We start from the raw sequence: 22,523 nt of genomic DNA, 5'->3' as shown, positions 1-22,523 counted from the left end.
CCAATACCGTCAAACCATCCAATGGGCGTGTCTGCATTTTCTTGAACGAGGCGAATATTCGATTCGCCGCATTCTAGAAGTGCGACCATCACCCAGCCAGTCGGCATTTTCTAAGCGGAATTTCAAATCTTCTAAGGCAGGGATTCCTGCACGGTGCCTTCCTCAGGCAAAGGCTGGGTCGCCACATAGGCCACGAAATCGCGGGCATAGGCGGGCAGGGTTTCGGGCTCGCGCGTGACCACCTTCTGCTCGCGCTGCGCCCAGGCCTCGTCCAGACCCACGGCAGCCAGCTGGCGCGCCTCCAGCGCCGGACGGGCAATGGAGCGTGGCACCAGCGCAATGCCCACGCCTTCCTGCACGCACTGCAGCACGGCCTCAAATGTTGGTGCGTGCACACGTACCCTGGGATTCATACCCAGCCTGGAGGCCATGCCTTGGAGGTAGAGGAAGTTGCTGGTCTTGCGGCCGATCGAGACCAGGTCGTAGGTCAGCGCGGTTTCCAGCGGCACCCTGCTGCTGGCGGCCAAGGGGTGGCCAGCGGGCACCACAAACACCAGTTCATCGTGGCCATAGGTGATGGCATGCAGGCCATGCAGATCGATCTGGCCGGCCACCAGGCCCACATCGGCACTGCCGTCGAGCACGGCGCGCACCGTGTCTTCGCTCAGGCGCTCCTCCAGGTCCACATTGACGTTCGGATAATGGGCCAGATAGCGGCTGAGCACGGGCGCGATTCCCGTCAGCGTGCTGCTGTTGGCAAAGACGCGGATATGTCCCGATATTCCGTTGATGTGTCTTTGCATTTCTCCGTGCAAGCGGTCCACGCTGCCGAAAATGGAATCGGCGTATTTCTTGACCGTCATGCCGGCCGGAGTGAGCACCATGCCTTTGGACGTTCTTTCAAACAGCGATGCACCCATGGCCTGCTCCAGATTCTTGAGCCGGTAGCTGGCAGATGGCGCCGTCAAATGCATTTCAGCCGCGCCTGCGCTGAGGCTTTTGGCCTGGGCAATGGCAAGGAAAACCCTGAGATCCGTCAATTCATATCGCATCCGTTGCATGCCCGCCGGGAGCATTTCCTTGGTGTTAGACGGTTTCTAACCGCCCTATCAATGATTCGACTGGCTGCATTGGCAGCCCATTTCTATAGTCGGCGCCAGGAGACAACGGAGAAAATTATGGACTTCAAGACGGCAAGACGCCAAACCCTTCTCACTGCCCTGCTTCTGGCCGCCGGCGCGGTCGCAGCGCAGGACTATCCGGCGCGCCCCATCAAGCTGGTGATTCCCTACGCGGCAGGCGGCCCCACCGACACCTTTGGCCGCGCCATGGCCGATGTCTGGAGCCAGAAGCTGGGCACGCCCGTGGTGATCGAGAACCGCACGGGTGCCGGCACCCTGGTGGGCACGGAGGCGGTGGCCAAGGCAGCCCCTGACGGCTACACCCTGCTGCTGACCACGGTGGCGCATGCCGTCAATCCCTACATCCACGACAAGCTGGGCTACCGCACGGAGGAAGACTTCGCGCCTGTGGGACTACTCGCCAGGGCGCCGCTGGTGCTGGTGGTGGACAAGCGGCTGCCCGTGCAGAGCCTGCCGGATTTCCTGGCCTATCTGCGGGCGCGGCCCGGCCAGGTCAACTATGCCTCGGCGGGCGTGGGCAGCGCTCCGCATCTGGGTGCGGAGCTGCTGAACCTGATGGCGGGCACCCGGGCCCAGCATGTGCCCTACCGGGGCAGCGCGCCGGCCATACAGGACCTCATCGGCGGGCACCTGGCCTTCATGCTGGACAGCGCGCCCACGGGCCTGGCCCAGGTCAAGGCGGGCACGGTGCGCCTGCTGGCCACCACCATGGCCCAGCGCCTGCCGCAGACGCCCGACACGCCTGCCATTGCCGAGCAGGTGCCCGGCTACGAGGCCTATACCTGGAACGCCGTGTTCGCCCCCGCAGGCACGCCGCCAGCGCTGATTGCCCGCCTGCAGTCCAGCCTGCAGGCCACGGTGGACGATGCCGGGCTGCAGAAAAAGGCCTACGACATGGGCCTGGTGCTGGAAAAGCAGCCGCGCCCCCAGGCGCTGGCCGCCTTCCTCAAGCAGGAGCTGGACAAATGGGGCAAGGTCGCCCGGGCCGCCCACATGAGCGCAAACTGAGGAGAGTCGCCATGCCACGCCACCCATCCCTGTGCGCCCAGCGCTACTTTGAAGACTTCGCGCTGGGCGAGGTCTTCGCCCTGCCCTCGCGCACCATGACCGATGCCCTGTTCGCCGCCTTCCAGCTGGCCAGCGGCGACAACCATCCCGTGCACTACGACGTGGAGTACTGCCGTGCGCGCGGCATGCCCCATATGCTGGCCCACGGCTACCAGGTGGCCATACAGACAGCGGCAGGCGCCGGCCTGTTCCCGCACATGGTCGAGGAATCGCTCAAGGGCTTTCTGGAGCAGGGCAGCCGCTTCCTGGCCCCCGTCTATGTGGGCGACACGCTGTACTGCACGCTGACGGTGTCCGAGCTCAAGCCCGGCAACACCACGGGCGTGCTGACCCTGGCCACCGAGGTGCTGAACCAGCGCGATGAGCGGGTGTCGGATGGGTTTCAGAAATACCTGTTGAGGAAACGGCCGCAGCTGCCGCAAGTACCAGCGGCAGTGCCTTTGCCATTCAACGATTGACCCTTGTCTGGTTTTTCAGCGATCCTGCGGAAATGCGCGTCCTATCATTTATGGTGTCAATCCGCATCGGTTGCCCCATTGGTGCAGGAAGTCCTCACAAGGAAACGGGGCCGTACCGCATTCCATCGTTGAATACATGGCCAGCCTCAATCAGCAGCGCACACAGAAATACATCCATGCACGCCAGCAGCATCCAGCCTGGCTGTTGCTGGCTTCGCGGCGCGCGCCACTGATGCTCAGTTGCCTGGATGCTCTGTTCGAGCACCAGCGCGACGGCGTGCCTTTCGATCAAGCGGTGCAGGCGCTGGCAGACATGCTGGCAGCCCATGCCAATCAGCCAGATTTCGAGATCGACACCGCCGACATCGGCGCGCAGTCGCGGCGCGAACTGCGCGAATGGATCCGCCGCTCTCTGGTGGTGGAACGGGAAGGCCGGATCTTTGAAACCGATGCCCTCAAGGCCGCACTGCGATTCGTGGCGCAGCTCGATCGCCGCATGATGACTTCCACCGCTTCGCGCCTGGCGGTGGTGCAGCGGGAAATCGACAACCTTGCGTCGGCGCTGGACCCCAATCCGCAAAGCCGCGCCGAGCACCTGCAGCGCCGCATTGATGATCTGCAACAGCAACTGCAGGATGTGCAAGCGGGCCGGGTCCACCGTTTGACCGATGAGCAGGCCATAGAAGGCATCCGCGAAATCTATGCGCTGGCTACCAGCCTGCAGGCAGATTTCCGCCGGGTCGAGGATTCCTGGCGCGAGGCCGATCGCACGCTGCGCCAGGCCATCATCAGCGCGCAATACCATCGCGGCGCCGTGATGGACCAATTGCTGGATGGCCATGCCAGTCTGCTGAATACGCAGGAAGGCCGGGTTTTCGACAGCTTTCACCAGCAACTGGCCAACCGCAGTGAACTGGCCGAGATGCGCACCCGCATTCTGCGGATCCTGGAGCACGGCGCCGCCCCGCAGGCGCTGGATGATTTGCAGCACAGTGCGCTGCGCCTTCTGGTGCAGCAATTGCTCAAGGAGGCCAAGGTCGTTCAGGCAGTGCGCGCACGCAGCGAGCGCGAGGTCAGCCAGTTCCTCAAAACCGGCCAGGCGGCAGAGAACCAGCGCGTGGGCCAGTTGCTCAACGATGTGCTGCAGCAGGCCTTGCAGATCGACTGGCGGCGCCAGGCCATGCGGCGTCTGCCCGCACCGCTGCCGCCACTGGGCCTGGCACTGGGTGGTCTTCCCCTGATCGAGCGGCTGCGCGTCAAATCACTGGAAGGCGACGAAAATTCCGAGCTGCTGTTGACCACGCAATACGCCGACTTGGATCAGATCGAAGACGAGTTCTGGCAGGCTTTCGAGGGACTGGACCGCCAGGCCCTTGTGCAGCGGACCCTGCAAGTGCTGGTGCATAGGGGAGAGCCGCTGACCCTGTCAGACCTGGCCCGGGCGCTGCCACCGGGCGAGCACGATCTGGAGACCCTCACACTTTGGCTGGCCATGGCGCGCGAGGCTGGTATTCAGCTGGACGATGCCACCGAATACATCACCACCGAAGACCAAGGCCAGCCGTGGCAGTTCAGCGCCCCGCGCGTAGCACTGGATGCCGACCTGCTCCAGCAAATTGATTGGGAGCTGTAATGCCTCACGACAACCTTGCCAACGACATCTTCGACCAATGGGCCAGCGCCCCAACGGCGGAAGCGTCAGCCCTGTCAACCGACGCCAATGCGCCAGCAGTCGAGCCGGAAAGCGATACGCACGCGACGCCACCTGCACTGCGCCGCGCCATGCAGGAATTGCTCAAGGCCGGGCTGCTGGAGCAAGGCAGCAAGCCTCACCTGTTTCGCCAGATCACCAGCGACATGACGCGCGTCAATGCACTTTTGGAGCCGCTGGATCTGCAGGTGCGAGTCGATGATGTGCGCGGCCTGGCCTTCGTGGTCATTCCGGCCGGCTACCAGCCCGACGACGCCGAGGAAGATGACTGGTCGCACCCGCTGGTGCGGCGCCAGAGGCTGACACTGGATCAATCGCTGCTGCTGGCCATACTTCGGCGGGAGTTCCTGCAGCGCGAGCAGGAAGGTGGCATCGGGGTGCGGGTGCAGATCGGTCTGGAGCAATTGTTGCCCCAGCTCGAAATCTACCTGGGCAACACCGGCAGTGACATGCAGGAACGCAAGCGCCTGGTCAACCTGCTGGAGAACCTGCGGGCGCATGGCGTGGTGTCGGAAATCGATGCGCAGGACAAGCTGACCATCCGGCCGATGATCGTGCACCTTGCCAATCCGCAGAACCTGCAAGCGCTCTTGCAGCGCTTGCGGGAACTGGCGAATGCAAGCGCTGCAAACGCTGAAACCGACCAGGAGGAATGAACATGACAACCCTGGCACCAGCTTCCAGCTACACCCTGCATGAGCTGGACCTGTACAACTGGGGCGCCTTTGGGGGTCGCCATCAGGCCGGCATAGACATCGCCAATACAGCCATCATCGGCCCCACAGGCAGCGGCAAGACCACGCTGATCGACGCATTGATGACCTTGCTGTGCGCGAACCCTCGCTACAACCTGGCTTCCACCGGAGGTCATGAAAGCGACCGGGATCTGGTTTCCTACGTGCGCGGCGCCAGTGGCCCAGGGCACTCCGGAGACGGCAACGATCACTTGGCACGCAGCGGACGCAGCGTGACCGGCATCGCCGCCCGGCTGGTACGGACAGATGGCGAATCGGTGCTTATCGGCGCCTTGTTCTGGTTCGACGGCAGCAGCTCGTCAGCCAGCGATATGACAAGGCGATGGTTCTTTGCGCAGGGCCCGCAGCACAGCCTGGATCTTTGGCTGGAAGAACACCACAGCGGTGGTGCACGCGCTCTCGGCAGGCTGGAGAAAGGCTGCGAAGGCCTGCAGATCTTCACCAGCAAATCCCCGTATCTGGCACGTCTGCAAAGTTTCTTCGAAGTGGGCCCCAATGCCTTCACGCTGCTCAACCGTGCTGCCGGCCTCAAGCAGCTCAACAGCATCGATGAAATTTTCCGGGAGCTGGTACTCGACGACCAGTCGGCGTTCGACGAGGCGTTGGCCGTTGCCGACAGCTTTGATCAACTGGCTTCCATCCATGCGGATCTGGAGTTGGCCAACCGGCAATACCTTTCTTTGTTGCCGCTGCGCGAGCTGGCAAGGCAGGAGCAGGATCAGCAACTGCACATGCAGGAACTGCGCACACTCGAGGCGGCGCTGCCGCAATGGTTTGCCACGCAGGGCGTGCAACTTTGGGGCGATCGCGCCGCACAGCTACAGGAGCAGTTGGAACGGCAACAGCAGCAGATAGACACCGATAGTTCGGCACTGGACAAAGCCAGCGCCCATGAGCAGAGCTTGCTGGAAATCTACCTGCGCTCCGGAGGCGGCGACATCAAGCTGCTGGAGCAAAGCATCGCCACGCAAGAAGCGGTGCTGGGGCAAAAGCAGGCCCATTTGGCCAGCTACCGCAAGCTGGCGCGCAATCTGGGTCTGGACGCCAGCACAGCCTCTCTCAACGCGTCCCTGCTGGCACAGCACCAGCAACAGGCGCAACCTGCACTGCAACAGCTGGAGGCTCGGCAGGCTGAACTTCTAGCGGCAGCCGAGGACGCAGTCACCAGTGAGCGCAATGCCCACGGCATGCTTCAGCAGCTGCAGACCGAACTCCATGCGGTACGGCTGCGCCCAGGCTCCAACCTGCCCACGGAATTCCAGCAGTTTCGCGCTGCACTGGCACAGCAGTTGCAACGTGCGCCCGAGGACCTGCCCTTCGTCGCCGAGCTGATCGAAGTCCAGAAGAACCAGCAGGCTTGGCGCGGTGCCATCGAACGCGCCATCGGCAGCCAGCGGTTGCGCATCATGGTGCCGCCGCAGGACATGCAAGCCGCTCTGGACTGGGTGAACCAGCGCCACAACCGCCTGCACGTGCGGCTGCTGGAGGTGCGCGACCCTCAGGAGCCCGTTCGATTCTGGGATGATGGCTTTTGCCGCCTGCTCAACCTCAAGCCGCACGCATACCAAAGTGCGTTGCGCAGGTTATTGGCGGATCTTGACCGGCACTGCGTGGAAAACAGCGAGGCGCTGCGGCGCACACCGCATGCGATGACACAGCAGGGACTGATGTCCGGCAAGGCACTGCATTTCGACAAGCAGGACCACAAGCGCATCGACCAGGACTGGATGACCGGCTTCGACAACCGCGACCGGCTGGCCCAGCTGGAACGGCAAGTGCACGAGCAGTCCGCGCAGTGGCAAGCCCTGGATCAACAAAAGCAGGCGGCAGTGGCAACTCATTCCGAATGCTCCAGCTTGCAGGGCCTGTGGCACAGGCTTCTAGAATTGCGTTTTGAAGATCTGGATGCGGCCGCAATCGAGACCAGGCTGCAAGGACTGCAGTCGCATCTGCAGGCCTTGCTGGATCCTCAGTCAGATACGGCCCAGGCCAAGAAGCGCTGGGCAGACGCACAAAAGCACCGACAGGATGCGGACAAGGTGCTGCTGCAATCCAGGCTCAAGCACGCCGGACTCGAAGAGCGGCACATCAGCACCGAAAAGCGGCTGGCAGAGTACAAGGCGCGGCTGGACCCGGACGCTGGCGTGTACGAACTGGGCCACCGTCTGGAAAACTTGCTGCCCGGAGGCATGCCCGCGTTCGACTGTGACCGCCTTGCCGGCCAGGAGCGGCACACTCTGAACGAAGTTCATGGGCTGTCACAAACGCAACGCACCAGGTTGGCCGAACTGCACAAGGACATCATTCGCCAGATGAGCAAGGCCCAAAGGGAAGACAGCGGCGCACTGGCCGAGCAAACTCAGGACATCGAAGCTCTTTCCCACTACCTGGAACGGCTTGGCGTGCTGGAGGAGGAGGCCCTGCCCGAGAAGCGCCAGCGCTTCCAGGACTATCTCAACACCACGTCCGAGCAAGGTGTCAACGCATTGCTCAGCAACATAGAAACACAGGTCACCGAAATCACCGAACGCATAGGCGAGCTCAACCGCACGCTGGCGCGGGTCGATTTCCAACCCGGCCGCTACCTGCAACTCGATCCCCAGCCCGTACTGCACCAAAGCCTGCAGAACCTGCACAAGGCGTTGGCCGAGCTGCGTTCGGAGCGGCTGCGCGATGACGAAGGCCGCAGCCACTACCAGGCGCTGCGCAACATGGTGGAGCTGCTGCGCGAACACGCAGCCAATCGCCGCACCAAGGCCGCGCAGGCCTTGCTGGATGCACGCTATCGGCTGCAATTCGCCGTACAGGTGCTGGACAGAGCGAACGGGCAGGTGCTGGAGCGGCGCACCGGCTCGCAAGGCGGCAGCGGAGGGGAAAAGGAAATCATCGCCAGCTATGTGCTCACCGCCTCACTGAGCTACGCGCTGTGTCCCTCGGGACGCAATCGCCCGGTATTCGGCACCATCGTGCTGGACGAGGCGTTCTCCAAAAGCTCGCAGGCGGTGGCAGCACGCATCATTCAGGCGCTGCGCGAATTCGGGCTGCATGCGCTGTTCGTCACGCCCAACAAGGAACTGCGTCTGCTGCGCAATCACACCCGCTCAGCGGTCGTGGTGCACCGCCGAGGCCAACAAGCCACGCTGGCTTCGCTCAGTTGGCAAGAGCTGCATGACAGGGCCCACCTGCGCGCCGGTGCGCAGCATGCGCCATGAAATCCCCGCAGCAGCTGGCAAATCTGCTGGCAAACCAATGGCAGTCTGCCAATTGGCGTGAACAGCGCCTGCTAGGCGGCCCCTGCGCATGGCCTTTGCAACTGGCCATCGGTGCGCCAGATGCGCACAGCTTCCAGCACGACGGCGCGCAGTTGCGCGAACACCTGCAGCAATGGAGGCGCATCCACGAGCACGGACCGGGCCTGGTTGAATGGCGCAGTCGGCAGTACCGCAGTGGCGCATCGCCTATCGACATTCCCGCGCGTTGGATCCTGCAGCGCCCGTCCGACTGGATGACGTCCATCACCACCCTGCGAGCCTCGGGTCACACGGATATTCACGCAGACTACCGAGCGCTGGCCAGTGTGCTGACGGAAGTGGATCCCATGTTCCATCGACTGCTGGTGCGCCGCCTGGCTTTGTGGCGGCATCTTCCTGCCGAGCAGGTGGTGAAAGCCGTGCAAATGGCCACACAACTGGAGCCTGGGTGCGCGCAGGGAATGCCGCTGCGCGCCTTGGCTATTGCAGGAAACGACAGCAAGTTCTTCGAACATCACGAAAGCCTGCTCAAAGCATTGCTCGACGTACGCTTTGAGGGCGAAGCCAGTCGCCAAGGCCTGGCCTCCTTCCTCGGAGCCAGCCAGGAAGGAGAGCACTGGCTGCTGGTCGCACCTTTGGCAGAAGGATTGCTGCCATTCAAGCGAATGCGCATCACAGCCAGTGAGTTGCATGACACGGCCTTGCCAGCAAAACGCATTTTGCTGATTGAAAACGACCGATGTCTGCACCAACTGCCCAAGCCGATACCGGACACCATCGCCATCCTGGGCGCGGGCCTGAACCTGGGGTGGCTTGACGCCCCATGGCTGCTGGGCTGCAACGTCGCCTACTGGGGTGACATGGACACCTGGGGCCTGGCCATGCTGGCCAGCGCGCGCCGGCACCTGCCCCATCTGCACCCGCTGTTGATGGATCCGGCCAGTTTCCACACCCACTCAAGGCTTGCAGTCGCTGAGCCCGTGCATGCCGAAACCCCGCCACCCGACGCACTGAGGCCCGACGAAGCCGCGCTGGACCAGCACCTGCGCACGCTGGAGAAAGGCCGCCTGGAACAGGAATTCCTGCCGCGTGCGGCGGTGTTGCAGGCCGTTGAAAACTGGCTGGGCTTCTCGATGCCCCAGGATTTACCGGCAACCTAAGGCCCTGCACAACTCCCAGATGCCGCAACGGTGCACAATGCGCACCCCATGAGATCCCCCATCAGCATCGTCGACGTCGACCGCCTCGACTCCTGGAGCAAATACAAGCCCGGCATGTGCGACAGCTGTGCGGCCAACTGCTGCACCATGCCGCTGGAGGTGCTCCTGCCCGATCTGGTGCGGCTGGAGCTGGTGGATCCGTTCGAGGTGGACAACGTGGAGCCCAAGCTCATCGCCAAACGGCTGATGAAGATGCGGCTGATCGACCACTACAACCCCAAGCACAACATCTTCACCATGGCGCGGCGCGCCAGCGGGGACTGCAATTTCCTGGATGCCAAGTCGCGGCGCTGCACGGTATACGACAAGCGGCCTGAAACCTGTCGCCTGCACCCCAAGAAGGGGCCCAAGCCCGGCTTTTGCGCCTACGGTCACAAGGACCGCTGACAGCAGCTGTTGCTCAAGACTTTCAACTCCTGCAAGTTCCAGCAATAGCCAAAAGCGCTTGAAACTGGCACAACCCAGGCCAGGGACGCCGAGGAAGGGCCGTCCCGCACCGAGGGTGTCGTCCCCCTCCCCCGCGAAGCGGGTAGACATGGGGAAGCGGCGTAAGCCGCTCAGGGGGAGTTGCCAGGCAAGCCCGGCAGCCAGATGCGCGCCTGCAGCCCCGGATGCATGTTCTCGAAGCCCAGCTTGCCGCCGTGCAGCTGCACGATGGCCAGCACGCTGGCCAGGCCCAGGCCATAGCCTTCGCGGTCCGATTCGGCGCGGTAAAAGCGGGTGCTCATCTTCTCGCGCGTCTGCGCGTCAACGCCGGGGCCGCGGTCCTGCACGATGATTTCCACGCCCCAGGCGCCGCCGTCCATGCCGTGCTCGTGGGCCACGCCCGCGCGCAGCAGCATGTCGGCGCCGTGGTCGCTGTCGGGCAGTGATCCGTACTTGATGGCGTTGTCCACGAGGTTGGCCACGGCGCTGGCCAGCAGGTCGCCGTCACCCAGCGCCATGGGCGTGCCCTCGACCTCCAGGCGCAGCACGCCGCCTGCGTCCTCGACCAGCGGTTCGTAGAACTCCACCACGTCGACCAGCAGGGCACGCAGGTCCACGGGCGCGAAGTTCTTGCGGCTGGCGCCGCTTTCCACTTCGGCGATCTGCAGCAGCTTGTCGAAGACCACACCCAGCTCGGCCACTTCCTGGGCCACCAGCGCCAGCGTCTCGTTCTTTTCCTCGGGCGTGGCCTGCTGGGCATTGCGCAGGCGCAGCAGGATGCGCGTCAGCGGCGTGCGCAGGTTGTGGGCGATGGTGTTGGAGACATGGCGTATGCCGTCCATCAGCAGTTCCAGCCGGTCCAGCATGGTGTTGATGTCGCGGTTGAGCAGCGTGAACTCATCGTCGCGGCGCGTGACCGGAATGCGCTGGCGCAGGTCGCCCGTGGCCACGCGCGCCATGGTGCTGCGGATGTCGGCGGCACGCTCTTCCACCACGCGCCGGAAGGCCCCGGCGCCCAGCACGGCCATGCCCAGGGCCACCAGGCCGGCCAGCAGGCTGGCGCGGCCGAACAGCTCCTCCACATCGCTTTGCACCTGCATGTCGCTGCCCACGGCCAGCAGCTTGCCGTCGGACAGCTGGGCCACGGCCACGCGGCCCGCGATGATGCGGCCGTTGCGCCGCACCTTGAGATCGCGCACGCCCATCTCCGTCAGGCGGCGTGCGGGCACCACGTCGGCGTTGCCGATGATGGGATTGCCGTCGCCATCCATGAGGATGAGGATTTCGGTATCGGTGTTGACGCCGTCCAGCAGGGTCTGCTGGATCTCGGCCTCCAGCGCGGGCTCGCCGTACTTTTCGCGGTGCTCGACCAGGCGGCGCATGTGGTTCTCGGCCTGCCGGTCCATGCGCATGCGCAGCACGCCCACGGTCTGCACGTAGAACACCGACAGCACGATGGACATGGTCAGCACCAGCAGCACGCCGTAGGTCAGCGCCAGCCGGAAGGCCGTGGAGCTCCAGGGCTTGGCCAGCGACATGGGATCAGGCCACCTGCGGCAGGTCCTGCGGCCGGTCCGACAGGCTGTAGCCCACGCCGCGCACGGTGTGGATCAGCGCAGGCTCGAAGCCCTTGTCCACCTTGCCGCGCAGGCGGCTGATGTGCACGTCGATGACATTGGTCTGCGGGTCGAACCGGTAGTCCCACACCGACTCCAGCAGCATGGTTCGCGTGACGATCTGGTGCGCGTGCTGCATCAAAAAGGCCAGCAGGCGGAACTCGCGCGGCTGCAGGGCCAGCGGCTGGCCCGCGCGCTCGGCGCTGCGCGTGAGCAGGTTCAGCCGCAGGTCGGCCAGGCGCATCTCGCGCGCAGGGGCCGGGATCTGGGCGCGGCGCACCAGGGCCTCCAGGCGCGCCGAGAGTTCGGAGAAGGCAAAGGGCTTGGTCAGGTAGTCGTCGCAGCCGGCCTTGAGGCCGCGCACGCGCTCGTCCGTGGCCGACAGGGCGCTGAGCACCAGCACCGGGGTCTGCTTGCCCATGGAGCGCAGCGTCTGCAGGATCTGCAGGCCGTCGAAGCCGTTGGGCAGCATGCGGTCGAGGATGATCACATCCCAGCTCTCGCCCACGGCCATGGCGATGCCCTGCACACCATCGCTGCACACCGCCACCTGCGCGCCCTGCTGGCGCAGGCCTTCGGCGATGTAGCGCGCGTTCAGCGCGTCGTCTTCGATGATGAGATAGCGGTACATGCGGGCGGCAGGGCCTGACTCGAAACTGAGGCAGACACTATACGGCGCGCCAGACTCCGCCGATATCGGTGGGGGTGCCGGCATGTTTACCACCTCTTTTCAGCCTTGGGCTGCGCTGCGCGGCATCGCACCGCATGAAACTGGCGTGATCCGGACCAGGCACACCGCGGGGTGCCACCCAGGGTCCGACCGCCCCTCCCGCACAGCGGGAGGGGAAGGGCGTCAAGCGCCTCAGGGCGCTGCCCACATCGGCAGATCGCCGCTGGCCACGCGCACCTGCCACTCGGCCAGCATCATTTCCTTGACCAGGTCCAGGTGCTCCAGGCGGTGCTCGTTGATCGATCCCAGCGAATCGATCAGCTCCAGGATGGAGCCCTGGCCCAGCTTGTAGGCATCCTGGGCCATCTGGTTGAGCGGCGCGATCTGGGCCAGGCCCTGCTTTTCGTAGGCGCGCACGGCATCGCGGCGCAGCTTCAGTTGCTTGATGGCGCGCTGCAGCTCGGTACGCGCCTCGATCAACGCGGCGTCGTAGCGCAGCTGGGCCTGTTCGGCCTCCACCTGGGCACGCGCGATAGGGCCTTCGCGGCGATCGAACAGCGGCAGCTCCACCGACACGCCGATCTGGTTGTAGTTGCCGTCAAGGCGGTTGCGCACGCGCGCCACGCTCACGCTGGGCGTGGGCAGGGCCTCGCGGCGCTCCAGCTCGACCTTGTGGCGCAGCTGGTCCAGCTCGGCCTGGGCAGCGACCAGGGCCGGCAGGCGCTGGCGCGCAGCTTCCCAAAGCTCCTGCTCGTGCAGCAGCTGGCCCACGGGCACGGCCTGCAGGCTGCCCGTGGCGCGCGGCGCCCATTGGGGCAGGGCGGCCAGGGCGGCGGCATGCGAGGCGGCGTCCTGCCAGTCCGACTGGGCCTGGCTGACCTGCATGGCCATCTGGGCCTGCTGCAGGCTCAGGCGGGCGCCGTCATAGCGGCTGCGCGCGCCGGCCTCGATCTGGCCGCGCACGATATTGCCTGCGCCGTTCAGCGACTCCTGCGCCTCTTCCCAGACCTTCAGGCGCTGCTGCGTCATCAGCAGGTCGATGAAGGCCGTGGCTGCATCATTGAGCGTGGTGGCCACGGCCACCTCGACATTGGCACGCGCCGCCGTCTCGCCCTTGCGCGCGTTCTCCATGCGCAAACGCCGCTGGCCGAAGATGGGCAGCGGCTGCTCGATGCCCCACTGCTTCTCGCCCGGCTTGCTGCTGTACGACGCCGTGGGATTGGGAAACGCCGCCGCCGTGCGGCTGTCCGCCTGCGCAATCCCGATCTGCAGCCGCTGCGCCGCCAGCTGGGGCTGGTTGCGCACCACCATCTGCAGATACTCCTGCATCCCCACCGGCTGCTGCGGCGCCGCCGCCGGAGCCACCTCGGAGGCAGGCACCGCAGTGATGGCCGGCACAGCCGCCCCGCCCGGTACAGCGGGTACAGCCTGCTGCGCAAGCGCAGAACCCGCCCCCCAGCACAGCGCCACAGCCACAAACAGGGCCCGATAAGGTGAACGACCCGCAAAACCGGCACGGCCCAAATCAGAGACGCCAAGCAAGAGCCGCCTCGCGGCGATGGCGTCGTCCCCCTCCCGCGAAGCGAGAGAGGGCGCCGTGCACACGGGGGAAGCGGCGCAGCCGCTCAGGGGGTGCTTACTCTTTTTCATCGAGTTCTTCCTGCGTCAACATGTTCTTGGGTCCCAGCAGCGCATAGAGCACGGGCAGCAGCACCAGGGCCACCAGGGGCAGCACCACCATGCCGCCCACGATCACGGAGGCGAAGGGCTTTTGCGTCTCGCTGCCCACGCCCGTGGACAGTGCCATGGGCAGCAGGCCCAGCAGCGCCAGCAGCGCCACGAGCACGATGGAGCGCATGCGCTCGGCAGCGCCCTCGACCAGGGCCTGCATCATGGGCATGCCCTGCCGTCGCAATTCCTCCACGGCCGAGATCACCAGCAGGCCGGCCAGCGCCACCTGTCCCAGCAGCGCGATGAAGCCGATGGCCGCGCTGATGGACAGCTCGATGCCCGCAAAGTGCAGGGCCGCGATGCCGCCCACCATGGTGAAGGGCGCGCACAGCAAGATGATGCCGGCGCTGCGCGCCTGGCCCAGCGCGCCGAACAGCAGGGCGTAGACGATGATCAGCGACAGCGGCACCACGATCTTCAGGCGTGCGGCCGCGCGCTGCTGGTTCTCCCACTCGCCGCCCCAGACGGCCTGGTAGCCCTCGGGGATCTTCACGTTCTTCTTGAACGTGGCCAGCGTGTCCTTGACCACGGAGCCGATGTCGCGGCCTTCCACGTTGAACTTGAGCGCCATGTAGCGCGCATTGCCTTCGCGGAAGATGGAGGAGTTGCCGATCTTGATGGCGACCTGGCCCACCGAATGCAGCGGCACCGAGCCGCCGTTGGGCAGGGGGATGGCGATGTTGCGGATGCGCTCCTCATCCATGCGGTCCACATAGGGCAGGCGCACGCGCACGGGCACGGGGTACTCGCCCTCCCACAGCGTGGTGGAGATGTTGCCGGCCAGCGCCGCCTCCAGCGTCTTTTGCGCGGTCTCCATGGCAATGCCCTGGCGCGCCAGCGACTGGCGGTCGAACTCCACGTGGACCTGGGGTGCAGGCGCATCGCGGTACAGGCCCAGATCGACCACGCCGTCGATGTCCTTCACCAGGTCCACGGTCTGCTGCAGGATGGCGCGCAGTTGCGGAATGTCGGGACCGAAGACCTTGAGCACCACCTGGCCGCGCGCGCCGGACGTCGATTCCTCCACGCTGTCGCGGATGGGCTGGGCGAAGTTGAACGACACGCCCGGAATCTCGCTCAGCGTGGCGCGCATCTGCTCGATGAGCTGGGGCTTGGTCAGGCCCTTGCGCCATTCGCCGTGGCCCTTCAGGCGCACCAGCACCTTGGCCAGGTTCAGCGTCTCGTTGTCGGTGCCGGACTCGGGCCGGCCCTGCTCGGTGGTGACGGTGATCACCTCGGGGAAGGTCTTCAGGCGCAGGCGCACGTCGCGCAGCACTTCCTGGCCCTTTTCGAGCGAGATAGATGCCGGCATCTGCACCAGCACGTAGGCATCGCCTTCATCGAGCTCGGGCAGGAATTCCGTGCCCAGCCAGGCCGCCGACAGGCCGGCCGCCACCAGGATGGCGAGCGAGCCGACGATGACGATGACGCGGCGGCGCCCGGCACCCAGCAGGGTGCCGATCCAGTGCTGGTAGCCGTGGTGCGCGCGATCGAAGATCTTGGGCTCTTCCACCATCACGTGCTGGGGCTTGAGGAACAGCGCGCACAGCGCCGGCACCAGGCCCATGGCGAAGACCAGGGCGCCCAGCAGCGCGAAGCTGTAGGTCATGGCCAGCGGACGGAAGATGCGGCCCTCGATGCTTTCCAGCGAGAACACGGGGATCAGCGCCGCGATCACGATGGCCATGGCGAACAGCGTGGGCTTGGCCACGGCCACGGCCGAGTCGATGATGATGTGGCGCATGTCCGCCTGCGTCTGCGGCTTGCGCAGGCGGGCGTTGCGGATGATGTTCTCGGCCAGCACCACGGCGCCGTCCACCATGATGCCGAAGTCGATGGCGCCCATGGAGATCAGGTTGGCCGGCATGCCCAGCAGGTGCAGGCCGATGAAGGCCACCAGCAGCGACAGCGGGATCACCGTGGCCACGATCAGCGAGCCGCGCAGGCTGCGCAGGAACAGCCACAGCACGCCCACGATCAGCGTGGCGCCGAACAGCAGGTTGTGCTGCACCGTGCCCAGCGTGTGGCCGACCAGGTCGGAGCGGTCGTAGTTGGTCTCCATGTGCATGCCCTCGGGCAGGCCGCCGTCATTGAGCGCGGCCACCTTGGCATGGATCTGGTCCAGCACCACCGAGGGGTTCTCGCCGCGCTTGAGCAGCACGATGCCCTGGACCACGTCGTCGGCATCGTCCATGCCCACCGAGCCCTGGCGCGGCGTGTGCGACTGCACCACGCGCGCCACGTCGCCAATGGTCACGGGCGCGCTGCCGCGCATGGCCACGACCACGCCCTGGATCTCCTGCGGCGTGCGCAGCAGGCCGATGCCGCGGATGATCAGCGACTGCTCGCCGCGGCGCATCAGGCCGCCGCCCACGTTGCGGTTGGACTTGGACAGGGCATCGCTCACGTCTTCCAGCGACAGGCCCAGCGCATACAGCTTCTCGGGATCCACCTCGACGTGGTACTCCTTGACGAAGCCGCCGATGCTGACCACGTCGGCCACGCCCTGCACCTGCTTGAGGGTGCGGACCACGCGCCATTCCTGCTCGGTGCGCAGCTGTGCCAGCGTGTGGCGGTCGCTCTTCAGGCGGTAGTAGAAGATCTTGCCCAGCGGCGTGTAGTCGGGCGCCATCTCGGGCGTCACGCCGTCGGGCAGATTGGCCTGGGGCAGGCGCTGCGACACCTCGGCGCGCGCATGGAAGCTGTCGGCATCGTCATTGAAGACGAGGTTGATCATGGCCAGGCCGAAGTAGCTCTCCGAGCGCAGCGACACCAGGCCCGGCGTGCCGTTGAGCTCGCGCTCCAGCGGCTGGGTGATCTGGCGCTCCACCTCCTCGGGGGCCAGGCCCGGCGCCTGGGCAATCACGCCGACCTGCACATTGGTCACATCGGGATAGGCCTCGATGGCCGTGTGCAGGTATGAATACACGCCATAGATGGCGATGATCAGGGTGGCACACAGGGCGACGAGCCGCCGGTGCACCACAAACGCTATCAGGGAACGCAGCATTGATGAGTCTCCTGGCCGCGATCAGAGCAGCTGGCTGGCTGCGCCGTCGAGCAGCAGGCCACCGCGCACGACGATCTTTTCACCCGACTTCAGGCCCGACACCACGGGCACCATGCCGCGCGAGGGCCGGCCCAGCACCACGGTGCGGGCCTCGAACTGCTGCTCGCCGGTCTGCACGAAGACGATGCTGCGGCTTTCATCCTTGATGAGCACGGCCGTCACGGGGATCAGCATCTCGTGCTCGTTGGAGACCTGCAGGCCCACGCGCGCCTGCATGCCGGAACGCAGCACGGGGTTCTGTGCATCGAGCTGCACGATGACGGAGGCGCGGCGCGACTCCTTGTCCAGCGTGGCGCCCAGGTGGCGCACCGTGCCGGTCAGGGGCTTGGGCAGCTGCGGCACATCGACCTGCACGGCACTGCCCAGGCGGATGCCGGGCAGATCGCTTTCAAAGACATCGGCCACCACGTTCATGGCGGCTGGATCGCCGATCAGGAACAGCTCGCCGCTGGGCTCGACCGAGGCGCCGACCACGGCCTTGCGCTCGGCCACCACGCCGGCGCGCGGCGCACGCAGCACCAGCCGGTCGCCGCCACCTTGCCCCAGCAGCGCCGACGTGCCCTGGGCACGCGCCAGCTCCTGGGCCGACTCGCGCAGCTTGGCCTGGGCGGCACGCAGATCCACTTCCACGCCCACGCCCTTGTCCACCATGGTCTGCTGGCGCCGCACTTCCACGGTTGCCACGTCATGCGCGCTGCGGGCAGCTTCCACCTCGTAGCGCACGCGCAGCGCCTCGGGGCTGACCAGGGTGGCCAGCTCGTCGCCGGCCTTGACGATGTCACCCACGTGGGCACGAACCGACACCACGCGCGCGGCCAGCGGCACCGAGACGGTGGCCACGCGGTCCTCGGCAAAGGCCACACGCGCGGGCGCCCAGGCCATTTGCGTGCCCTGCGGATCGGCGACCACGGCGATGTCCAGCATCTTCAGCGACTCGGGCTTGACCCGCACCACGCCGGCCGGCGCGGGCGCCTGCGCGGCAGGTTCGTTCTGTGCCGATGCCTTGGATGCATCGCAGCCCGCCACAAGGCAGGCCACGGCGATGGCAGCGCATGCCGATGCCGCCGGAAACCGGGCTGCCTTGGGCAGGCCCGCAAATGTCTTGATCATTCTTGCCCCTTCAATCCATGCTTGGAGCGCAGGGACTGCAGCGAGCCGACCCTTGTCTCCTGAGATGAAACAGATGCTAGAAAACGCATCTTCCTGCGTGCGTGAAGCCTTCATTACCGTTTGGTAAGACATTCGCGTACCTGGGCCGGCGCCCGGGGCCGATCCCTGGCAGGGATCGCCTGCGCTTTTTCGAGATCCAGCGCGATCCGCTGCGCCGCCACGGACCTGCCGCCTGGCGGTGCACCAAGGCCCAAGCCGCAGCGGCCGCAGCGGCCGCAGACCTGTGGATATCCCGGGGAAAAACGCGCTCTGCAAAGCCAAAGATCTGCACAGGCCCTGTTTTCCACAGTGGTGACAACTTCCACCATCTTCTGGAAATCGCGGGGAACCTGAACCCATGAAAAATCCGTTGCAAATCAACGGTGAATGGCGACAATCACCCAATCAATCCACAAGCATGCCAACAACATGCACACAGGATTGACCACAGGCCGAACGCCCTGACCGCTGTGGGCAAGACTGTGGATGCAGCCACGCGCATGGCCACCAACGGCCATGGGAACAATCCAGGAACAGCCGGTGGACAGATGTCCATTCCGGTGACCGATACCCACCTGTGCACACATGCGATTGGCGGGTTCAGTGATCCATATGACGGGCAGCTTGTAGGCTGTACGGCATACGAAAAACGCGCTTTGTGCGCTGTATTTCATAAGATTTCGCATCTTATTTAATACATATCACTGTACGAATCTTTATAAACAGATGGACCAAGATGATCCATTTGGTCAAAACACGCCGAAATGCATGAAAAAAAATGGGCTGATCAGGCCCTGAAATCCTTTGATGACGTGGTCGGGGCCATCCCAGGGTTCCGAAATCGTGAGGGGCAGCGAAAAATGGCGGCCCAGATCGCGCAGACCTTCAGCCAGGCCCAGCTGGGAAAAATCGATGAGGGCGCACCGGAGCCCATCCGGTCCATTGCCGTGGTGCAGGCCGGAACGGGGGTGGGCAAATCGCTGGCGTACAGCATTCCCGCCATTTCGATGGCGCTGGCGCGCGGCACCCGCGTGCTGATTTCCACGGCCACCGTCGCCCTGCAGGAACAGCTGGTGAACAAGGATCTGCCCGCGCTGGCCCAGCAGCTGGAGCAGCCCTTCAAATTCGCGCTGGCCAAGGGGCGGGGCCGCTTTGTCTGCAAGCTCAAGCTGGAGCGGCTGGCCAGCACCGGCGAGGCCCAGGACGAGGATCTGGACGATCTGTTCGCCGAAGAAAAGGCGCAGGCCCAAAGCCGCGTGGCACGCCCGGCCCAGGAGCTGGAGGCGCGCATGCAGTTCTACAAAAGCATGGCCAACGCGCTGGCGTCCCAGGCCTGGGACGGCGACCGCGACTCTCTGGAGACCCCTCCCGAGGCCGAGGCCTGGAGCCCCGTGGCGGCCGAATCCTCGTCCTGCACCGGCAAGCACTGCCCGGCCTTCAGCAACTGCGTCTACTACGAGCGCCGCAAGGACCTGGTGGCCGCCCAGGTCATCGTGGCCAACCACGATCTGCTGCTGTCCTCCCTGGGTGCGCGGCTGCTGCCCGAGCTGGACAACTGCCTGCTGGTGCTGGACGAAGCCCACCATCTGCCCGCCACGGCGCTGGGCCAATTCGCCGGCGAGATGGACCTGAGCCGCCTGGGCTGGATAGACAAGCTGACCAGCCGCGCCCTGCGCGTGAATACCTTGGTCGAAGTGGAGGAACTGGCCGACCTGCCCAGCCATGCCAGCCAGCTGCGCCAGCAGCTGCAGGAACTGGCGCGCCTGGTGATGGAGCTGTACGGCGACACGCTCAAGTCGCAAAAGGACAGCTGGGGGCCGGCGCGGGTGCGCGCACCGCGCGGCATGCTGCCCGAGCCCCTGCTGGAGCCTCTGGGCAAGGCCGCCCACCATGCCAACAGCTTTCTGGATGCGCTGCGCGCCATCTCCAAGGCACTGCGCGCCGCCATCAAGGACAATCCAGAGGAAGCACGCAGGCTGTCTACAGCTTATGCACAGGTTGGCGCACTGGCTCCCCGCCTGGAATCCGTCTATGACACGGCCCAGCTGCTGATGCAGCAGCCAGCGCAGGATGACGACAGTAGCCGCGTTCCCAATGCCAAATGGTTCACGTTGGAGACAGATGGCGAGTACATCGTGGTCAAGGCCCATGCCAGCCCCATCCTGCCCGGTGCCACGCTGCGCCACCACCTGTGGTCCCAGGTGCGCGGAGCCGTGCTCACGTCGGCCACCCTGACCAGCTGTGGACAATTCGACTTCTTTTTGCGCGAGGCAGGCCTGCACGACGATGCGGCCGTGACCACGCTGGAAGTGCCCAGCCCCTTCGACTACGCGCGCCAGGGCACCCTGGTGGCGCGCGAAACCGTGGCCGACCCCAAGGAGGCCGCCCGCTTCACCCAGGAGATGGTGGACGCGCTGCTGGGCGACCTGTCCCGCGTGCAGGCAGGCGCCCTGGTGCTGTTCACATCGCGCGAGCAGATGCGCCTGGCGGTGGATGCGCTGTCCACGGCCATGCGCTCGCAGGTGCTGGTGCAGACGGCCATGCCCCGCGCCCTGCTGCTGGCCCGCCACCGCGATGCCGTGGAGATGGGCGAGCCCTCCATCATCTTCGGCATGCAGTCCTTCGGCGAGGGCCTGGACCTGCCCGGCGCGCTGTGCGAGTCCCTGTTCATCACCAAGCTGCCCTTTGCCCCGCCCGATGACCCCGTGGGCGAGGCCCGGGCCGAGTGGCTGCGCAGCAGCGGCCACAACCCCTTCAATGAGCTGGTGGTGCCGGCCACGGCGATCCGCCTGGCCCAGTGGGTGGGCCGCGCCATACGCACCGAGGAAGACCAGGCCCATGTGTATTGCTATGACCGGCGCCTGGTGAACACCAGCTATGGCCAGCAGCTGCTCAAGGGCCTGCCGCCCTTTGCCTTGCAGCGCCGCCCGGCACGCTGAGCCGGACCCTGTGGAAAGCATGCGAAAAACAGGCCGCGCCCTGTCGCCACTGCATTCCCTTGCATACGCAAGTCATTGATCACGGCTGGTTTTTTCAATTATCGAGCTTGCCGATTGCCCACAGGCCACTTGTACACAGCCTGTGGGTAACCGTGTTTCCCGGCTCCCGCATCTCCGTGCAGCACGGTCCCCGGATCCCGCGGATACCGCTGGATCTCGCAGACCGTGCCTGCTCCCCGGCCCGGCCATACCCGCCATACCCCGCCAACGGGCCAGCAGAACGCCCAGGACGCGCTGGCGCGGGCAACCCAGGGCCTGACAGCTGCCAAGCCTCCACGGTCCTCTGCAGGCCGCTGAAGCGCTCGGGCTGATTCACGTCCTCTTGCCCTGGTGCGCCAGCAGCCATCACTTTTCGTGATTGCCCTTGCCTGGACTGGATCTGCTGCTCCTGATCTGGATGCGCAGTCCTCTTGCAGGCTGACAACAAGGGGTTGAATTTTTTTGAATGACCGAACACTGCCTCTGGCGCATCCGCTTGCGTCCGCCTGGCAGGCCGCGTTTTCCTGAAGTCTTCCACGTCCAGTGCACAGCCCGTTGTGGAAAAGCGGCCGTTCCACAGCGTTCCTGCGAGGCCGCGAGGAAGTCTTGTCTTCGTGCGTCTTCGTCCATACAGCCATGGCGAGCGAACCGATCCGGAATTTTTTTGAACACAGGCGCGCCAATTTCGCTGGAGCAGTCCCTCGTCTGGACATGCCCAGGCTCCAGACAACCTGGCACGTCTGTTTTTTTTTGAAAAACCGTTCGGCCTTCGCTTCCCGCGTGACTTCGCCTTCGGTTGTTCTTTGATCTTCTTATAAAGAATAGTCGTAGTAGTAGAGGCATGACATCTCTGTGGATAACTCAATATTCCTCAAAAAAAACAATGTCTTGCCCGATTGAAAAACATGTGATCAAAGCCCTGTTCCCGGTGTCTCCTGAACGGGGATAGTTTGCCCGTTTCGATTTTTTCTGTGGATAACTGTTGAGTTGGTCTTCATCTATCCACAGTTTTGTGCGAGGTGCATTTTTTCCTTTATTGCACTTCAAGTTGTTGATCTATAAGGATTTTTCAGATTATCCAGGTGAAAAGAAGGCTTGCCAGACATGGAAGATCACATGGTCTGGCAGTGCTGTGACCTGTTGACAGGCCGTTTTTCCTGATGGACCGGCTGCCTTTTTTTATCCCGAACGGTCTTGCCGCTGTGAAAAACCGTCCTTGGCTGTTATTCCTATCTCTCTTATTTTTTAATTAGTAGTAGTAGTAAGTGAAGTGCTTAA

At 64.7% G+C, this 22,523-nt stretch carries 14 protein-coding genes; 8 read left to right on the top strand and 6 right to left on the bottom strand.

Annotated elements, in window-relative coordinates; genetic code table 11:
- Nucleotides 1-131: 131 nt before the first annotated feature.
- Nucleotides 132-1,052 carry a LysR family transcriptional regulator gene (locus A4F85_RS23845; RefSeq protein ID WP_063327878.1) on the bottom strand — a complete coding sequence of 307 codons (921 nt, stop codon included), beginning with the start codon at nucleotides 1,050-1,052 and terminating at the stop codon, nucleotides 132-134.
- A 126-nt stretch (nucleotides 1,053-1,178) separates the two neighbouring features.
- Between A4F85_RS23845 and A4F85_RS23840 the strand changes: the two genes are divergently transcribed.
- The 7 genes from A4F85_RS23840 (at nucleotide 1,179) to A4F85_RS23810 (ending at nucleotide 9,992) form a co-directional block, all read left to right on the top strand.
- The gene (locus A4F85_RS23840) at nucleotides 1,179-2,150 is read left to right on the top strand and encodes a tripartite tricarboxylate transporter substrate binding protein (RefSeq protein ID WP_013799931.1); all 972 of its coding nucleotides are present in this window, start codon (nucleotides 1,179-1,181) and stop codon (nucleotides 2,148-2,150) included.
- Between the two features lie 11 nt (nucleotides 2,151-2,161).
- Nucleotides 2,162-2,668: a MaoC family dehydratase gene (locus tag A4F85_RS23835; protein ID WP_063327877.1), complete on the top strand. Its 507-nt coding sequence runs from the start codon at nucleotides 2,162-2,164 to the stop codon at nucleotides 2,666-2,668.
- 136 nt (nucleotides 2,669-2,804) lie between these two features.
- Nucleotides 2,805-4,301, top strand: coding sequence for a DUF3375 family protein (locus A4F85_RS23830; RefSeq protein WP_063327876.1), 1,497 nt, complete (start codon nucleotides 2,805-2,807; stop codon nucleotides 4,299-4,301).
- On the top strand, nucleotides 4,301-5,035 hold the full coding sequence (locus tag A4F85_RS23825; protein WP_082848253.1) for a DUF4194 domain-containing protein: 735 nt from the start codon (nucleotides 4,301-4,303) through the stop codon (nucleotides 5,033-5,035). The genes A4F85_RS23830 and A4F85_RS23825 overlap by 1 nt, the downstream gene beginning before the upstream one ends.
- A gap of 2 nt (nucleotides 5,036-5,037) precedes the next feature.
- Nucleotides 5,038-8,346, top strand: a complete 3,309-nt coding sequence (locus A4F85_RS23820) for an ATP-binding protein (protein ID WP_231890603.1) — start codon at nucleotides 5,038-5,040, stop codon at nucleotides 8,344-8,346.
- On the top strand, nucleotides 8,343-9,545 hold the full coding sequence (locus A4F85_RS23815; RefSeq protein WP_082848252.1) for a Wadjet anti-phage system protein JetD domain-containing protein: 1,203 nt from the start codon (nucleotides 8,343-8,345) through the stop codon (nucleotides 9,543-9,545). Before A4F85_RS23820 ends, A4F85_RS23815 begins: the two co-directional genes overlap by 4 nt.
- A 48-nt stretch (nucleotides 9,546-9,593) precedes the next feature.
- Complete coding sequence (locus tag A4F85_RS23810) at nucleotides 9,594-9,992, top strand: YkgJ family cysteine cluster protein (RefSeq protein ID WP_063327874.1); 399 nt, start codon at nucleotides 9,594-9,596, stop codon at nucleotides 9,990-9,992.
- Between the two features lie 170 nt (nucleotides 9,993-10,162).
- Here A4F85_RS23810 and A4F85_RS23805 read toward each other — a convergent pair whose 3' ends face one another.
- From A4F85_RS23805 to A4F85_RS23785, 5 genes are all read right to left on the bottom strand, one after another.
- Nucleotides 10,163-11,569, bottom strand: coding sequence for a sensor histidine kinase (locus A4F85_RS23805; RefSeq protein WP_063327873.1), 1,407 nt, complete (start codon nucleotides 11,567-11,569; stop codon nucleotides 10,163-10,165).
- A gap of 4 nt (nucleotides 11,570-11,573) precedes the next feature.
- A complete protein-coding gene (locus A4F85_RS23800) occupies nucleotides 11,574-12,278 on the bottom strand; it encodes a response regulator transcription factor (protein WP_017407046.1) in 705 nt (234 codons plus the stop codon).
- 231 nt (nucleotides 12,279-12,509) lie between these two features.
- Nucleotides 12,510-13,646 (bottom strand): TolC family protein, encoded by a 1,137-nt coding sequence (locus A4F85_RS23795; RefSeq protein ID WP_231890602.1) that lies wholly within the window; start codon nucleotides 13,644-13,646, stop codon nucleotides 12,510-12,512.
- Nucleotides 13,647-13,953: 307 nt separating this feature from the next.
- Nucleotides 13,954-17,058: an efflux RND transporter permease subunit gene (locus A4F85_RS23790; protein WP_013799936.1), complete on the bottom strand. Its 3,105-nt coding sequence runs from the start codon at nucleotides 17,056-17,058 to the stop codon at nucleotides 13,954-13,956.
- Nucleotides 17,059-17,079: 21 nt separating this feature from the next.
- A complete protein-coding gene (locus tag A4F85_RS23785) occupies nucleotides 17,080-18,228 on the bottom strand; it encodes an efflux RND transporter periplasmic adaptor subunit (protein ID WP_063327871.1) in 1,149 nt (382 codons plus the stop codon).
- A gap of 803 nt (nucleotides 18,229-19,031) precedes the next feature.
- Between A4F85_RS23785 and dinG the strand changes: the two genes are divergently transcribed.
- The gene (gene dinG / locus A4F85_RS23780) at nucleotides 19,032-21,206 is read left to right on the top strand and encodes an ATP-dependent DNA helicase DinG (RefSeq protein WP_082848250.1); all 2,175 of its coding nucleotides are present in this window, start codon (nucleotides 19,032-19,034) and stop codon (nucleotides 21,204-21,206) included.
- Nucleotides 21,207-22,523 lie beyond the last annotated feature (1,317 nt).

The sequence above is a fragment of the Delftia sp. GW456-R20 genome, assembly GCF_001622915.1.
Classification (GTDB): domain Bacteria; phylum Pseudomonadota; class Gammaproteobacteria; order Burkholderiales; family Burkholderiaceae_C; genus Comamonas; species Comamonas acidovorans.
Note: the sequence above shows the minus strand (reverse complement) of the source record. Positions and strands in the feature narration are given on the sequence as shown.

What these genes read in the sequence shown, in the direction of transcription:
- A4F85_RS23845 (WP_063327878.1), bottom strand. Translation starts at nt 1,052, where the DNA reads ATGCGATATGAATTGACGGATCTCAGGGTTTTCCTTGCCATTGCCCAG.
- A4F85_RS23840 (WP_013799931.1), top strand. Translation starts at nt 1,179, where the DNA reads ATGGACTTCAAGACGGCAAGACGCCAAACCCTTCTCACTGCCCTGCTT.
- A4F85_RS23835 (WP_063327877.1), top strand. Translation starts at nt 2,162, where the DNA reads ATGCCACGCCACCCATCCCTGTGCGCCCAGCGCTACTTTGAAGACTTC.
- A4F85_RS23830 (WP_063327876.1), top strand. Translation starts at nt 2,805, where the DNA reads ATGGCCAGCCTCAATCAGCAGCGCACACAGAAATACATCCATGCACGC.
- A4F85_RS23825 (WP_082848253.1), top strand. Translation starts at nt 4,301, where the DNA reads ATGCCTCACGACAACCTTGCCAACGACATCTTCGACCAATGGGCCAGC.
- A4F85_RS23820 (WP_231890603.1), top strand. Translation starts at nt 5,038, where the DNA reads ATGACAACCCTGGCACCAGCTTCCAGCTACACCCTGCATGAGCTGGAC.
- A4F85_RS23815 (WP_082848252.1), top strand. Translation starts at nt 8,343, where the DNA reads ATGAAATCCCCGCAGCAGCTGGCAAATCTGCTGGCAAACCAATGGCAG.
- A4F85_RS23810 (WP_063327874.1), top strand. Translation starts at nt 9,594, where the DNA reads ATGAGATCCCCCATCAGCATCGTCGACGTCGACCGCCTCGACTCCTGG.
- A4F85_RS23805 (WP_063327873.1), bottom strand. Translation starts at nt 11,569, where the DNA reads ATGTCGCTGGCCAAGCCCTGGAGCTCCACGGCCTTCCGGCTGGCGCTG.
- A4F85_RS23800 (WP_017407046.1), bottom strand. Translation starts at nt 12,278, where the DNA reads ATGTACCGCTATCTCATCATCGAAGACGACGCGCTGAACGCGCGCTAC.
- A4F85_RS23795 (WP_231890602.1), bottom strand. Translation starts at nt 13,646, where the DNA reads ATGCAGGAGTATCTGCAGATGGTGGTGCGCAACCAGCCCCAGCTGGCG.
- A4F85_RS23790 (WP_013799936.1), bottom strand. Translation starts at nt 17,058, where the DNA reads ATGCTGCGTTCCCTGATAGCGTTTGTGGTGCACCGGCGGCTCGTCGCC.
- A4F85_RS23785 (WP_063327871.1), bottom strand. Translation starts at nt 18,228, where the DNA reads ATGATCAAGACATTTGCGGGCCTGCCCAAGGCAGCCCGGTTTCCGGCG.
- dinG (WP_082848250.1), top strand. Translation starts at nt 19,032, where the DNA reads ATGCATGAAAAAAAATGGGCTGATCAGGCCCTGAAATCCTTTGATGAC.